At 36.5% G+C, this 16,371-nt stretch carries 13 protein-coding genes and 1 riboswitch; of the genes, 3 read left to right on the forward strand and 10 right to left on the reverse strand.

Annotation, left to right across the window (positions count from 1 at the left end):
• Positions 1 to 117: 117 nt before the first annotated feature.
• The 5 genes from QA584_RS21810 to dapA form a co-directional block, all read right to left on the reverse strand.
• Positions 118 to 219 (reverse strand): putative holin-like toxin, encoded by a 102-nt coding sequence (locus QA584_RS21810; protein WP_278271215.1) that lies wholly within the window; start codon positions 217 to 219, stop codon positions 118 to 120.
• A 36-nt stretch (positions 220 to 255) separates the two neighbouring features.
• Positions 256 to 399, reverse strand: coding sequence for a hypothetical protein (locus tag QA584_RS21815; protein WP_278271216.1), 144 nt, complete (start codon positions 397 to 399; stop codon positions 256 to 258).
• A gap of 237 nt (positions 400 to 636) precedes the next feature.
• On the reverse strand, positions 637 to 3,384 hold the full coding sequence (locus QA584_RS21820; protein WP_278271217.1) for an N-acetylmuramoyl-L-alanine amidase: 2,748 nt from the start codon (positions 3,382 to 3,384) through the stop codon (positions 637 to 639).
• A gap of 533 nt (positions 3,385 to 3,917) precedes the next feature.
• On the reverse strand, positions 3,918 to 4,673 hold the full coding sequence (gene dapB / locus QA584_RS21825; RefSeq protein WP_278271218.1) for a 4-hydroxy-tetrahydrodipicolinate reductase: 756 nt from the start codon (positions 4,671 to 4,673) through the stop codon (positions 3,918 to 3,920).
• Positions 4,674 to 5,206: 533 nt separating this feature from the next.
• Positions 5,207 to 6,097: a 4-hydroxy-tetrahydrodipicolinate synthase gene (gene dapA / locus QA584_RS21830; RefSeq protein ID WP_278271219.1), complete on the reverse strand. Its 891-nt coding sequence runs from the start codon at positions 6,095 to 6,097 to the stop codon at positions 5,207 to 5,209.
• 134 nt (positions 6,098 to 6,231) lie between these two features.
• A riboswitch (Lysine riboswitch) is annotated at positions 6,232 to 6,406 on the reverse strand.
• An 882-nt stretch (positions 6,407 to 7,288) separates the two neighbouring features.
• Between dapA and QA584_RS21835 the strand changes: the two genes are divergently transcribed.
• Entirely contained in the window at positions 7,289 to 7,945 is a 657-nt protein-coding gene (locus tag QA584_RS21835) for a VanZ family protein (RefSeq protein ID WP_278271220.1), read from the forward strand.
• A gap of 38 nt (positions 7,946 to 7,983) precedes the next feature.
• On the opposite strand, the gene QA584_RS21840 is transcribed toward QA584_RS21835, so the two are convergent.
• From QA584_RS21840 to QA584_RS21860, 5 genes are all read right to left on the reverse strand, one after another.
• Entirely contained in the window at positions 7,984 to 8,355 is a 372-nt protein-coding gene (locus QA584_RS21840; protein WP_278271221.1) for a hypothetical protein, read from the reverse strand.
• Complete coding sequence (locus QA584_RS21845) at positions 8,348 to 8,566, reverse strand: hypothetical protein (protein ID WP_278271222.1); 219 nt, start codon at positions 8,564 to 8,566, stop codon at positions 8,348 to 8,350. The genes QA584_RS21840 and QA584_RS21845 overlap by 8 nt, the downstream gene beginning before the upstream one ends.
• Before the next feature lie 913 nt (positions 8,567 to 9,479).
• Complete coding sequence (locus QA584_RS21850; protein WP_278271223.1) at positions 9,480 to 9,797, reverse strand: hypothetical protein; 318 nt, start codon at positions 9,795 to 9,797, stop codon at positions 9,480 to 9,482.
• A gap of 34 nt (positions 9,798 to 9,831) precedes the next feature.
• Positions 9,832 to 11,679: a polymorphic toxin-type HINT domain-containing protein gene (locus tag QA584_RS21855; RefSeq protein WP_278271224.1), complete on the reverse strand. Its 1,848-nt coding sequence runs from the start codon at positions 11,677 to 11,679 to the stop codon at positions 9,832 to 9,834.
• 614 nt (positions 11,680 to 12,293) lie between these two features.
• On the reverse strand, positions 12,294 to 12,926 hold the full coding sequence (locus QA584_RS21860) for a single-stranded DNA-binding protein (RefSeq protein WP_278271225.1): 633 nt from the start codon (positions 12,924 to 12,926) through the stop codon (positions 12,294 to 12,296).
• Between the two features lie 480 nt (positions 12,927 to 13,406).
• Here QA584_RS21860 and typA point away from each other — a divergent pair, with 480 nt between their 5' ends.
• On the forward strand, positions 13,407 to 15,245 hold the full coding sequence (typA, locus tag QA584_RS21865) for a translational GTPase TypA (RefSeq protein ID WP_278271226.1): 1,839 nt from the start codon (positions 13,407 to 13,409) through the stop codon (positions 15,243 to 15,245).
• Between the two features lie 31 nt (positions 15,246 to 15,276).
• Positions 15,277 to 16,215: a DUF2156 domain-containing protein gene (locus QA584_RS21870; protein WP_278271227.1), complete on the forward strand. Its 939-nt coding sequence runs from the start codon at positions 15,277 to 15,279 to the stop codon at positions 16,213 to 16,215.
• The last annotated feature ends 156 nt before the right edge of the window (positions 16,216 to 16,371 follow it).

Here is a 16,371-nt window from a genome sequence, read left to right on the forward strand (position 1 = left end):
TTTGATTCTCTGTAAATTCTCTTGCACAAGTCACAGTCCATCTTTCGCAATATTTCGTTTGCTTATGTATTTGTGCTGCCGTATCTTTTATTACTGGTATTCATGCATACATTATGGTTATTTTCTTCGTTTACCACTCCGGTTATCAATAAAGGTAAGCATTGCTAAAAGCATCATGCCAAATTGCAGCATCAGGAATAAAGAATCATACGTGACCATACTATCACCACCTTTTAGGAGGTTCCGTCCGGATGACTAAAAAATTCCCAATGCTTGTACCTCAATAAGCAGATTCCTTCTTCCTTTTATTGATGTACTGATTGTATTCATTGGTAATCCCATTGTTCTATAAGCCTGCTTTGCTACTGTCAAATAAACCTTCTCCTGAACATGTTTCATTTTAAATCCTCCTTTAATAGTTCACGGTTAACAGTTACTGTAACAAATTGCTTATTACAAATTTCATTATATACCGTTTCCTAAGTTTTACAATAGTACTTGCATATTCTACATGGTTTTTGTCTATTATACATAAAACCAGGCAGTAAACTGATACTCTTTACCGCCTGATTTCTCTTTACCATCTTCTGTTCAAATCAAATATAACGCTGATAGATTCTTAAATAACCTGCCAGATTACCTTCCTGTCGGATAGGTTTCAAACACCTCGCATAAAGTATCATATATAGTTTTGGCTGCCTTTTCCTGAAATGCATCATCATTCAGGTTTGCTAATTCCTGTTGGTTTGATATAAAACCTAATTCTATAAGCACTGCAGGAACTGTATTTTCCCTGGTAACTACCAGTGATTTATCTTTTACTCCTCTGTTTACGGTACCCATATTAGCCGTAAGAGAGTCCAAAAACATTTTAGCAAGTAGTTTACTGGTCAGACCGCTTTCAACCGGTGCGTTGTTGGAAGAATTATAATAAACTTCTGTTCCTGACGGGGTCTGACCGTTATAGGAATTCATATGGAGGCTGACATATAAGTCCGCTCCGATGCGTTTTGCCTGAGCCGCCCTGTCATAATTCTCAGTATCTATATTAGAATATCTGACATCATCCCCATATCTGGTATAATATACCTTTATCTTTGAATCCGGTGCGTTAAAATACTTCTGAGCCCGGGTATATAATATTGCAAGATTTAAATTTTTCTCCAGGATTTTAACGCCGTTTAAAGTAGCGGTGGCTCCTGTTGCATTCCCGCCGTGTCCAGGATCTAACAGCACGATATTCTGGTATATATCTCTGGGATTACCTAAAATGACGTTTACACCATTTGTTGTTTCACTTAGTCTGAAGCCCTGTAATTTTTTCGTATCTATTACTATTTCCGTAAAATTATTTATGTATGATACGGATACGTCCTGCACTACTTCTGAATTAGCAGTAACCGGATTCTCGGCATAAAAATCTTCATAATTGCCGGGAAGCAGAATTGCTATCTGGTTCTGATAATAACGATATCGATCTTCCGTAGTGATATCGTTGTAAAAAATACCTTCCGGCAGCCTGAACTGGAGACTTGACTTAGAATCGCCGGTATTTTCCTCATTGTTCGTACTATCTCCAGTAAAATAGATGGTATAACTGGTGTCCGTCTGCTCGACCCGATAGTCCGCTATAGATGCCCTCTTTAAAGTTATAACTGACATGTAATCATTAATTTTAGCACTAGTTACCGTATTTATAGCTTCCAGGGAGGAGCCTGAAATCTTATCCCCCACGCCATTAACCGTATAAGGGAACTGTAAAATGAGGCTGCTGCCATTCTCCGTTAAGGTAACCGACATTTTATTCATGGTTGAAACAGTTAAATATTCTTTTCCGTCTTTTCTGCCTGCGGTTACTTCATTAATATAATTGGGATATAGGGTTATTATCAGCGCACATTGATCTTCCGATAAAGTCACCTGATATTTTGCTTTAGCATCAGATAAATACATACTGATCTCACTGGAATTATCCAGCGCGTTAAAAAACGTACTGACCTCCCCGGCAAGAAACCCACCTGGGTTGTATGGTGCTATATTCACATAGGAATTATTTATATGAAGTTTTAGCAGATTCCCTTCCGTTTTTATTGTGGTTTTACCGATAGGGGACGCCGCTTGTATGGTATATATCTCTTTTCCGTCGGCTGCATTAAATCCTTTTGTTAAATTTATGGAGTCGATAGTCGATAACGTATCCCTGTCCTCTGAAACTTCGGCTGTAGTTATTACCTGATTGGCTATGTTATAGTTTTCTGAAAGTTCCGGAAGGATCTCCCATTTGAAAAGAGTTGTATCCGGAGGGACGATCCTACCCGGTTCCGTATGAGTGTCGGTTGGATTCCCACCCGTATTGTTTTCTCCGGTTTTATCATCTCCGTTCTTAGTAACTCCCGCAGTTATCTGTGAAGTTTTCGTTCCTCCATTCCAGCTATAACCGTATCCAAGGGTTGTTGCCACAAAGCTGCCGGGTACCATTACACAGGCTTCCTGGCTGCTTCGGTTTGTTACATATAAAGGTGCCGTATCCATTCTTTTGACAGCCCCGTTCACATATGCAGTTTTGCTTCCTATTGTCATCTCTATACTGACATCACCTTTAGTTAAGGTTACTTTTTTGCTGCCCTTATCATAAGAGTAACCTGCCTTAATGGAGGATTTAGCAAATACCTGCCAGGCAGGAAGCAAGGCCGTATCGTCAACGATGATAACCGGTATGGAATTTAATTGAACCGGTCTATTTTCAACCGTTACCTTTCCCTTCGTGCCGGCATAAGTAATATTCTTATTATTATAATTCAGGTTCAGGGCGTCTTTCATGGAGGCGATTGAAGTTTTACTGTCCCATTGGTAGGAATATCCGAAGGTTTCTGCCACAAACCTTACCGGAACTAAAATCTTTGATACCTTCTGCCCTATGTATTTCATCTTTACGGGTGCCAACGGTGCCGTAACTTTTTTCCCATTAACGAATACGGTCTTGCTGCCTAAGGTCATAACGATAACTGTTTTCCCCTTGGTAAGGGTAAGTTTACCATTCTTTTCTTCAAGCTTATATTTTATGTGCATTTCCGATTTGACAAACACCTCCATAAAAGGTGCAAGGGAAGTACCGTCAATTATTATCCCCGGTGTATTTTTAGACGGAATGGTTTTTCCGTTACAGGCATAGGTTACCTGCTGCCCAGTATACGAAACCGTTTGCTTTGTCTGGTAATTATATAAAGCAAGTCCGGAAGCCGCATGAACGCCGGTTACCGGTAAAAGGCAGATTATTAATAGCACTCCCAGTATATAGGATAATCTTCCAAAGTTTATCTTTCTCTTATTATAGTAACTTTCACTGTAATGCTGCCCATTTACTTTCATAATACCTTTTTTCAATTAAATTCCTCCTTTGTTATACGCTGGAATTTACTTTAGTGCTATACCTTGTTATATGTGTGTCATACCTTTAACAATTTTCTTACAAAAATATGAATTCTTTCAAACACCTGGCAAATTTCAAAAAATATTCATACGAAAATTCATGGTAGTAAGTTCATATGAATTCCTTTTAAAGAATCTATGCGGAAATCGGCACGAAAAGTTTATACGATATGTCATAAAAATGCCTATACCAAGTACATATACCATATATCTATACCAAATACTTATAACAATACCTACAACATATACTTAAACATATGGTACAAAATCGATATGATAATCTATAAGAAATCAATAAAAAATATCAATTATTAATTAATTAAAGGAACTATACCGGCAACTATAAAGAAAGAGGAAAAGTAAGAATTAATCTATACTTTTCCTCTTTCTTTATAGTTGCTTTGGACAGATTATAATAAATCAATTAAAGTTCTTACACATAAACTTTACGTATGATACCTTTTTTAAGACTTATATAGTATCGCACCTTAACCAATTACATCACTCATCTGGTACAAGCCGGGTGCTTTTCCAGTCAAAAATTTAGCTGCATGAATGGCACCTTTGGCAAAAATTGCTCTGGAATATGCGGTATGTTTAATTTCAATAACTTCATCCGTACCGGCAAATATAACTTCGTGCTCGCCAACTATCGTACCGCCTCTGACTGCTGAAATGCCGATTTCCTTAGGTTCTCTCTTTTTACGTTGTGAAGAACGGTCAAAATTATAGTCATACTCTTCCTTTAGCACTTGATTCATAGCATCTGCCAAAGCAAGAGCCGTACCGGAAGGGGCATCCAACTTCTGATTGTGATGCTTTTCCACGATCTCAATATCAAAACCGGTTTCTGCTAATACCTGTGCCGCCGTCTGCAATAATTTTATTACCGTATTAATGCCTACGGACATATTGGCAGACCTTAATATTGCTATCTTCTGTGAAGCGTCATGAACCATAGCAAGGTCTTCTTCCGATAAACCTGTTGTGCAAAGTACAATGGGTAACTGGTTTTGTTCTGCAAACTGTAACATTGCATCCAGATTTTTGGGTGATGAAAAATCAATAATAACATCTGCTGCAACATCACAATCCGAAAACGATGTAAAGATAGGATATTCACTTCCTCCGGTTTGATTTAAATCGATACCGGCTACGATAACTGCCAGTTCGTCTTCTTTTATAAGTCTCGTAATCTCCTGACCCATTCTGCCGCCTGCGCCACGCAAAATTATTCTTGTCATTTTGTCCTCCTGGTAATCCTTTGTAAACTTCTATATCCTACGATAATTATCTCAAGTGTATTCTTACTGTTTAACTACTCTTATCATACTGCTTCGAATCTAATCCTTCTATTATTATCCTGATACCCTGTAACCTAAGTTATAAATTAGTCCAACAAGCTATAAATTGAACTCTGTAAGCTATAAATCCAACTCTGTAAGCTATAAATTGAATTCTGCAATCTACAAATTGAGCTCTGTAAGCTATAAATTGAACTCTGCAAGCTACAAATTGAGCTCTGTAAGCTATAAATTGAACTCTGCAAGCTACAAATTGAGCTCTGTAAGCTATAAATTGAACTCTGCAAGCTACAAATTGAGCTCTGTAAGCTATAATAATCACAGTAAGCTGTTAAGCACAATTATTTATACTTATATATAATATACCCCAATAAATAAAGCTTTACAACCCTTCATTTCTATACTATGCTATTTTTTGCTGTAAGTTATAGGCTTTATTCTTTTTCTGTTAAGGTAGCTTTATGCTTCATAAACTAAATTAGTTTTAAGCCATTTTCCTGCATTGCTTTCACCAGTTTTTGTGTATTCTCCGGTTCCATCTCAGTAAGGGGCTTTCTTAAGCCTCCCACTTCAAAGCCCAAAAGATTCATTGCTTTTTTAACGGGAATAGGATTTACTTCACAGAATAAAGCATCTATTAATGGGATGTATTTTAACTGCTGCTCACGGCTTAAGGTAACATTTCCCTCCAGAAAATTTGCCACGATATCATGGGTTTCTTTTGGTATAATATTGGATAATACGGATATAACACCGATTCCGCCAAGGGATAGCAATGGTACGATCTGGTCATCATTACCGGAATACAAATCGATATCTCCCTGAGTCAGGTGCATAAGGCTTGCCACCTGAGATATATTTCCACTGGCTTCCTTAATTCCAACTATATTATCCACTTCTTTTACAAGGCTGGCAACGGTTCCCGGGAGAAGGTTACATCCTGTCCTGCCAGGTACATTATAGAGGATAATAGGCAAATCAACTTCCTTTGCAATGTCCGTAAAGTGTTCCTTTAAACCTCTCTGGGTTGCTTTATTATAGTAAGGTGTAACCAGTAAAAGTCCGTCAGCACCATATTTTCTGGCTTCTGTGGATAGATATATGGCAGTATCCGTACTGTTAGAACCCGTTCCTGCTATAACCGGAATTCTTTTGTTTACCTTTTCTACAGTAAAGCGGATGCATTCTAAATGTTCTTCGTGGGTTAAGGTAGAAGCCTCACCGGTCGTTCCGCAGATTACAATACTGTCTGTTCCATTTTCAATCTGATATTCTAACAACTCGCCGAGTTTATCATAATTTACTTCCAAGTTTTCTTTAAACGGTGTAACAATTGCAACACCAGCTCCTTTAAATATTGCCATAACAGCACCTCCTGATATTTTTGCTTCTATAAGTCATGAAATAAAAAAAGCCGACCATGAGTCGACGCCAAAGAATTTTCTGTATGCCTTTTTCTTCACAACAATAACAGTGTGCAAATTATACCGGCTTACATTCTTTAGGCAGCACTCCATCAATAAATTGATGACAGTCATATGGTTTTTTACCATATGCCCAACTAAGGTATTGCAGTTTTACCTTAATTTCGGCATCTTTTCCTTTCCAAAGCATTCTCTTATGTCTGCCATATCCTGCTTTGTACTCTTAAAAAATGCGCCTCTACCAAAAAATCATCTATTTAATTTTATGTAAAGCTTCTACCATAATTCTTTTTTACATCTTAGCATTAACGGGATTGGATGTCAATATGAATTTTTTTGGTGGGCGATTATGGATGACGGACGTTTTTTGGATGACGGCACTTTGGGGATGACGGACGCTTTGCCGTGGGTATGCTGGAAATCCAGGGGGTGGGTCTTGCGTATTTACAGTTCGGGAAAGAATCCTTGAGTTTCTAATACTTTGGGAATCGTTTAAAACGCTTAGGCAGGGCAAAAACTCCAAAAGCGCTGGCGCGCTTTCGTCAGACAGTTTGTCCTGCCTAAGCTGGCACGATTTCCAAAGCATAAGAAACTCTAAGGATTTTTTCAATTCACTGTAAATACGCAAGACCCACCCCCTGGATTTATGATAGACTTTGAGCAAAGCTGATTATCTTAATGTTTTATACCAGGATTTATACAGGACGTTTATTCTTGTTATTTTCTCGGCAGCTCATATATTCATCTTCTGTACCTTATCTTGTTAATAGCAACAATTAAATATGTAGCGTCAAATGTAATTTGATGCTGACAAGTAAAAATTTATATTATGAATGTACATATGTAATTACTATTTAGCTGAATGTATTTAATAGATACTTTCTAGTAGATAGTATTTCAGAGCAGTCAGAGATTCTATTTAGTAGATAGTATTTATGCGGCTTTACTTTACTTATAAACTAAGATGATTACATCTTTTTTAGTTGTAATGTAATGAAATAATTCATTCTTATAAAGATTTACTTAATTAAGGTTCATAATATCTTAATTTTTATTAAACAGTTCTCAATGGCTATTAAGAACTCATTTTGATACAATCAATGAAACGAAACAAGTAAGGAGGTGGCAAGTGTGTTTCTTTTGATTTTAATTACAAAGGCTTCAATTAATTTTCTTATTATATTACCCTTGTTATTATTACTGCAATTAATGCTTAAATATATGAATCATATTTCTTCTTCCGTTTATCATAAAATCGGGACTTTTGCGTTTTGTTTTTTAATGGCGGGGATTTTTATCGTGACGGGGATACCATCTATATTAACAATTCATATGGATGTGAATATTAGTTTTAAGCTATTTGATGGAATAATTCCGTATTATGAGCAGTATGTCAATAATGTATTCTTATTTATGCCCTTTGGGTTTTTATTACCTCTATTATGGAAGCGGTTTAATATGACAAAAACTGTTTTCGCTGGTTTTCTTTTATCATTTGCCATTGAAACCTTGCAGCTCTTTTGTTTCCGCTGTACAGATATTAATGATTTATGGACCAATACCCTTGGAGCTTATTTCGGTTATCTTTTATTTCTGGTAATAAAGAAGTGGTTTCCCAGAATAGTTAATAAATTCAGTTCAAATAATTCTGTTACAAACAAAACTAGCTTTCTAATTTCTCATGAAATCTATGTTTATATTTTCATAACCTGGTTTGTTATCTTTTTTATACACCCGTTTGTATCCGATAATTTAATGAATCTTATCCTAAATTTAAATGCAGGGTAAAATTCAGGCTGTAAAAAATATAATTAAAAAAATTCAATTTATTCTCTTGCAATATAAACACAATTTCCATTGTCAAGTGCATTACTCAGAAGATTACAAATTTCATCTGTTACCTTTTTAGAGTCGGAAAATCTAAATTTTGTATTTTCAGTTTGTTTAATCTGCTGATATGCATTCATAAGATTAGGTATTTGCCATGGACTTTCATCATACCATCCTTCAACAAGGTTATAACAATACGCCAAGCCAGTCCATCCACTTGCCTCTGGCTCAATTGTTCCCATGATGTCGTCAAAATATCCATCCCATATTCTTATGATATTTCTATTATCATTGTCAAATACCTGTATAAATTGAATTTCACCTTCTCCTTCATACCCTTTATAAAAATCCCAAATTATATTATCCATTTTTACCTCCTATGGAGCAACCCAATAAAGTATCAATATCACTATATTCGTTTATATAATCTAATCTGAAATACAACCTCATAAAATCAAGGGGCTCTGCCGGAAATTTATTATAATCCCACGCTCCATCATCAGAATAAACAACTCCCGTTGTCAGCCTTGCTAATGTTGCTGCCAAAAAGCCATAACATAAACATCTAAAAACCTCCAAACTGAAGATCCTATGCCGATTTCCCAGTTGCCATAAGTTCCAAAATATCTTCCTGGAGATAGAGAAGAAACTTCTTCCATTGCTTGATTTAGCGCCGCCTGATAGCTCTCTAGCATAGCTTGACTTCTGATTCCCGTACTAGAAGTATTCACTGTTTCGTACACAATCAGCGGTGTACGTGTATAGGATACTACCATTGGTGATACACACATATTACCAATATCTTTCTGAGCTTCAGCTATCGTCTTCTCCGAATTTATTTTAAAAACGTTCCTAATGCAATGAGTGCAAATAGGACACCCACGCATAATAGGAATAAATCAAATACATAAATCCTACGCAATCTTATTGACTCCGGTTTCTTTGGATTTATGTATATCTTGCACACTCCAGTCTCAGCTAACCCTTTAGGTAACTTTCTAATAGCTGTAGCTGGATCTTTAGTCTCTTCAGTATAACTTAAATTGTTCCACATATATGTAAAGTATAAAACATAATAACGTCCACCTTTCCCGGAATGTATTTCTTTTATCTTACACATACCGTCTATTTTAGTATTGCAGAAAATTACATACTTAAAATTATTAAAACAAATTAGTATTATAGGTATACACATTAGAATGGCTAATGCTTTATATATTATAATACTTATAATATTCATATCGAATGCCCTTTCATGATAATAATTTAAATCAGAGCGTAGGCTATGACACCTACACTCCTCAAGCTACTATTCAGCAAAGTTTTCCATTTGCTTTACAAAACATTGTAAGCAGTTACTTCAGATAATCGATCCAAAACGTTCTGCTCATCTCCTCTTACATAGAATGCACCCTCATCGTGTTTGTAGTAAGCTATATGAGAATCCATTGACTCCTCCAAATTTGGTATATTATCGTATCTTATCAAAAAACTAATACATTACAAAATAATCATTTTCAAACTCACCATTTAACAAAAAACATGCATCATATCTACCAACTATTTTATTATTATAATTAAGTTGAAAAGTAATCATAATATAGTTATAATCTCCCTCTGGCCAATTATGTACTTTATATGAAATAGAATCAAGCCAGATATTTAATTTATCCTCCTTATATGACCCAAAATAACTTCGAAATTCTTCCTCATCTTCTATTTTGTATTGTTCCATGTTTTTTGAAAAAAGTAGTTTTGCCTGTTCTATTAATTTGTTTTTTTCCACTAATCCCCTTAGTTCATCTAACATTATGGCCTCCTTGCGTTATGAGTAGTTTCATGATTTAATGTGCATTTGGTATAAAAACATCAAATATTATTTGTCCACTATTAGAATCATAATTTCCTAATATTCTAGAATCACCAAATCCTCCCTTTACCTTTACTTCATATCGATAATATATACCACCAATTTCTTTGCCTTTACCAGATAACATCTTGATTCCATTACTACCTTCTGCTCCAACAAGACCCTTATTCATGGAATCAACAAATTTATCAGCACCTTTCTGTCCAAATCTGTTTCTTATCTCATTATATACATCATGCTTTATCCATCCTGACTTATCGTACAAATTTGACTTATTATGAACTAAAATATTGTTTTCTGAAACAAAATATGTATGCCAATCCTCTACTTCAAAGTTATACACAATAACCGGTTCTTGTAATTTGACTATTTCAATAAAATTGATTGCCTCTATGTCACCATGATTATTTTTCAACAAATCACATACTTGGAGATTTCCAGCAAGAATCCATCCTTTCCCTTGTACCCAAAATGGATGATCAGCGGTAGTCTTAATCACGTTGCCAACAATGTGTATATAGATAAAGTAATCTTGATTATGCCTAAATAATTCAATTACTTTCTTAAAGCCACTTTTTCCTGTCTCAATACTTTCAGACCAAACCAAATCACCGACTTTTATGTCTTCTATCTTTTTGGACATTCCTTCAGTTAATATTAATGTCCCTTCAACAAAACAAGTATTCACATATCCTGGTGGCTGCTTACTAACATTAATCGTCTTCTTAACACTTCTCGCAATACTTCCTGACCCCCGTACACTAACCCCGGCAGTTACCAGCATTCCTATGGACATCGTTACTGCCTGAGCCAGCCTTTCACTGGAATTCAAGTAATCGATTTGTTCAACCGTCATACCTTCTTGGACCAATCTATATTGTAGTTCTGCTAATGTCATACCATAATCATCTGCAAACCCAAATTTACGATACTGCTTTTTGGTTAATATCCCCTTATTTACTCTTAATGCAACGGTTAAGTCATAAGCCTTGTCAAAAGTCATTCCAATGGACTCCATTTCAGCTATAAATATGACTTCCGCCTCGCTTACGCTCCTATTATCCTGCATTTCAAGTTGTCGAAAGCCTGCAACTGTATTACCTAACCCGTCAGCCACAGAATCATTTGAATGTACTTTTTTGTTATTATCCTTTAACTCTACCTTACCATTTCCTATCCAACTATTCAAGTTAGAAAAGCTCATGGGACCATAATTAAATAATTCAAATTCCTTCCCCTGAAACAAACTGGTAACACCTACCCCTGTTGCTGCTACTCTGGCTATATTGTTATGAATTTCTATTTTACTTGCTGCTCCCTTACCTTTTCGTTTACCAGCTTCGGTCTCATACCAATGCTTTATGGAATCTTCCAGAGATTCGTGGATGGCAGCCATACCTCCTAACAAATCTGCAATAGTTGATAATGGCGGAGACCCATTTTTGATGTCCACCAATAACCCAATTAATTTTGCCTTCCAGTCCTCTATCCTTAGGGACTTGTGGTGCTCTAGCTCCCCTCTCCTGCCTGTAATAGCATCTGCTACTTCCTGATCCATTTGTTCCGCAACTTCAAGGAGTTTCATAATCTGTTCTGCAAACTGATAGAACGCATCTGATTTTTGTTTCAAAGCATTAATCTTATCCCTTATCAAATCACTTGCACTGAGCAAATATCCTGAGGACGGTCCGGTAACAGTTCCAATCCCGCTTATTAATTTTCTTTCCAAGTCAGCGGCATATTCATCAGCCCGTTTTCCCAGGGACTTGGAATGGTTTGCGACCTCCTCTAACATATCATAATCCAATATAAAATCTGTCATACTCATCCCCGCTTCCAACTTTTCCTGTTACCTGTTTCCTTTTTCTTTTGTGAATAACACAATTTCTTAAAAACATGCTTTAATTTGTTACTTTCACATACAATATGACAGATATTTTTAGTTTTTTAGCAGTTGAAGCAGTTTCTGAACAAAACTTGCATAAGATTAGAATAGAACCAGATTAAAAGCTTTAAATATTAAGTCCGTTCATCTACCTTAGATTATTAATTCGATTAAAAAAAATAGGATCATAACAAAAAAATAATTAAGAGAATCATTAATAGAATCCTTGATAAAATCAGCTCACAGTATAGAAAAAAAGCCGCAGTGATGATATGTTTCATATGCGCATCATTCTTCACCTGAAAAATTCACTTATGCAGTATTCATATGGTTTAAGAGGAAAAATCACACTGTCTGACGAGCTATGCGAGGAGTTTGTGATTTTTACTCTTGCTTTACCATATGAATACTGCATTAGTGAATTCAGGCGAAGAATCTAAGCATATGAAACATATCATCACTGCGGCTTGCCCGATACCCTAAAACGCTGATTTTATCAAGGATTCTATCTATATAACATGTCGATATAATACAGTCAAAAAAAATCCAAATCAATATTCTTCTAAATACTCCAGCTTACTGACCGAAACTTCATAAGCCACCCGTTTCTCATAATCAGTTTCAGCCACTTTCTTCTGGTATTCACGGCTTTGGATTCTGCCCCAAACCTGTATGTGTCCGCCAACGGTAAAATTCTCTGCAAATCTTGCATTTCTGCCCCAGCAGATACATGGTATGTAATCAGATTTGCCATAAGGACGATTTACGGCCAGTAAAATATCTGCAATCTCTCTGCCTAAAGGAGTCTTTCGATATATCGGTTGCTTGCAAACATAACCATCTAAAAAGATATAATTAGGTCTTACACCATCCATATCTTCCTCACAAACTTTAATTTCCCTGGCAAATACGGAGAGCACTAAACGGTTTTTATTATCCTCGTGCCGGTTGTAGGAACGGAACTGCCCATTTACTTCCACATATTTACCTTTTAAGTCTGCCTTTACATCGATAAGCCTCTCTGAAACCATAATTGGAATAATGTCATAGGAATTACTTAACCGGCTTACGGACACATCCAAAATGTAAAAGCCTTCCCCGAATACATCGTGACTGAATTCAAAATCAGTCATTACCTCGCCTGCAATACTTACTTGATTGTTATCAAATACTTTATCTGTCATATCGTATGACTCCCTTCTCTTAATCCTGCTCTGTACAATACATATTGGTTACCCAATTTAATTGTCCTGAATACCAAGATAAATTTTTCTCCATTATTATATGTATGATGAATTTTATATATTTAGAACTATAATTTCAAAAAATTTCCTAATAAATTTTTTAATATATTTAATAGCGACAGCAAAACGCTGAAAATAAGCCCTTATCACGGAAAAGCCTTGTAAATTTCCCGTTATATGATACAATATTCAAGTTAGAGTGCATTATTTTACCTCATTCATTCGGAAACTGCTATAATACCTTACAATCTATTACGTAAGCGTACCTATTATGACAGGAAACTTTTTATATTTTTTACAGCATAATGTTTCAACTGATGCCTAAACAATGTTTAAAAAAGTAATGACAGCGGTAAAATGTTATGACAGGATTATTTATTGCAGGGTATCAAAAAGATACCATTAAGGAAGGAAGTCTATATGCAAATCAAAAGAGAAGATATACGTAACATCGCTATTATTGCCCATGTTGACCATGGCAAGACCACCTTGGTTGATGAGCTTTTAAAACAAAGCGGTGTATTCCGTTCCAACCAGACTGTACAAGAAAGGGTCATGGACTCCAATGATATTGAGAGGGAACGTGGAATTACGATACTTTCTAAAAATACAGCTATAAACTATGAAGGGATTAAAATTAATATTATTGATACACCGGGACATGCGGATTTCGGCGGCGAAGTAGAACGTGTTTTAAAGATGGTTAACGGTGTAGTCTTAGTAGTAGATGCCTTTGAAGGTGCTATGCCTCAGACAAAATTCGTTTTAAAGAAAGCCCTGGAACTCAATCTGCCGGTTATTGTCTGCATCAATAAGATTGACCGTCCGGAAGCAAGACCGAGGGAAGTAATTGATGAAGTACTTGAATTATTTATTGAGCTGGATGCTTCTGATGAACAGCTTGACTGTCCTTTTGTTTATGCCTCTGCCAAATCTGGTGTAGCAATTCTGGAACTTGAGGATTCACCTGAGAATATGAAACCCTTATTTGATACCATTATTGATTATATCCCAGCACCGGAAGGTGATCCCGAAGCCAGTACCCAGGTATTAATCAGCACCATTGATTATAATGAATATGTAGGTCGTATCGGTGTCGGTAAAGTGGATAACGGTACCATTAAGGTTAATCAGGAAGCAGTTATGGTCAACGCCCATGACCCGAATAAAAATGTTAAGGTTAAAATCAGCAAATTATATGAATTTGAAGGGCTGAAAAAAGTTGAAGTTGCAGAAGCCTCCGTGGGCTCCATTGTTGCCATATCCGGTATTGCGGATATCCATATCGGGGATACCATATGTTCACCGGATAATCCCAAACCGATTCCTTTCCAGAAAATCTCCGAGCCTACGATTGCAATGCAATTTATTGTAAATGACAGTCCGCTTGCCGGACAAGAAGGTAAATTCGTAACCTCCCGTCATCTAAGGGACAGACTATTCCGGGAATTAAATACAGACGTAAGTCTTCGGGTAGAAGAAACGGCTATGACGGAAAGCTATAAGGTTTCCGGCCGCGGTGAATTACACCTTTCTGTTCTAATTGAAAATATGCGCCGTGAAGGTTATGAATTCTCTGTAAGCAAAGCAGAGGTTCTATATAAATATGATGAAAAAGGAAAACAATTAGAACCTATGGAACGGGCAATTATTGATGTGCCGGAAGAATTCTCCGGTACCGTTATTGATAAATTAAGCCAAAGAAAAGGTGAGTTACAAGGTATGTCAACCGCCAACGGCGGTTACTGCCGTCTCGAATTCTCCATTCCCTCCAGAGGTCTTATCGGTTACCGTGGTGAATTCATGACAGATACCAAGGGTAATGGTATACTGAATACTTTATTTGATGACTATGGTCCATATAAGGGTGATATCCAGTACAGAAAGCAAGGTTCTTTAATTGCTTATGAATCCGGTGAAGCCATCACTTATGGTCTCTTTAATGCTCAGGAAAGAGGTACCTTATTTATCTCTGCCGGAGAGAAAGTCTATTCCGGTATGGTTGTTGGACAAAACGGTAAGGCTGAAGACATCGAAGTTAACGTATGTAAGAGAAAGCAGCTGACTAACACCCGTTCCTCCAGTGCGGATGAATCTTTAAAATTAACTCCACCTAGAGTTTTAAGTCTGGAACAGGCACTTGAATTCATTGATACGGATGAATTATTGGAAGTTACTCCAAAAAGCTTGAGAATCCGCAAGAAAATATTAGACCCTACTTTACGTATGAGGTCCAAACGAAACGCTCAGAACAAATAAACTATCAGGATAAGAAAGATGAGTGAGGTCTATGGGGATAGAATTAAAAAAATTAACAATACTTGAAAGCTTATATCTTGAAAAATATAATAGTTTTCGCCCCGTTTATATTTCAGAACGCCAGCCTGTGAATTCAATTATATGGGAAGAGTTTTATGATAGTTACTATTACCGGAATGACACATATATGATGATTGTCATTAAATCCAGGAACCGTAATTGTCCGATGATGCCGCTGTGTAAAATCGAGGACATTAAGCAGGTCTTTCAGGAAATCAAGTATCATTGGAATCAGGAACTTCATGAACCACTTAATATGTATCTGATGGATTCTATATATATAGAAGAGTTAAAGACAATTCCTGGATTTACGGAGGAATTTGATATCGTAGACGACAGAGATACTTATGATTACCTGTACGATGCTGACAAATTAAGAACTTTAAGCGGTAAGGCATATCATAAGAAAAAGAATCATTTGAATAACTTTCTTAAAAATTATGAGGGTCGTTATGAGTATAAAACCCTTAACTGCTCCGACATAGAGGAAATCCAGGCATTTCATGATACCTGGCTGGATAACAGAGAGTATGAGGACCGGCATGGCAGCATGCGTATGGAAGAGAACGGAATCCACCGGCTGTTTCGTAACTGCGGATTAATTGATTGCAAATTAGGCGGTGTGTATATAGATGGTAAGCTTGAAGCATATACCATCGGAAGTTATGCACCGGAAATACAATGTGCTTTTATCCATATCGAAAAGGCAAATATTAACATTCCCGGTTTATATAACTTTATAAACCAGCAGTTTTTGATCCATTCATTTCCTGATGCTAAAATTGTAAACAGGGAAGACGATTTAGGTCAGGAGGGTCTTCGCAAAGCTAAACTCTCCTATCAGCCGATACGTCTGGAATCCAAATATCATATTTATCAGAAAGTAACCGCTGTAAAGTCTACCTCTTAATCCTTGCAGCCCCTTTGATTTTGGAAGCTGAGCGGATTGCACAGCAATAACTTCCTCTCCGTGAGGTGCGCATCCTTCACGGAGTGCTTATTGTTTTACAGATAATTCAGAGGACTATCCTCGTAAAATAAAAAAGCTTATATTATTCCACGCTGT

It is taken from the genome of Anaerocolumna sp. AGMB13025, from assembly GCF_029689925.1.
Lineage (GTDB): Bacteria > Bacillota > Clostridia > Lachnospirales > Lachnospiraceae > Anaerocolumna.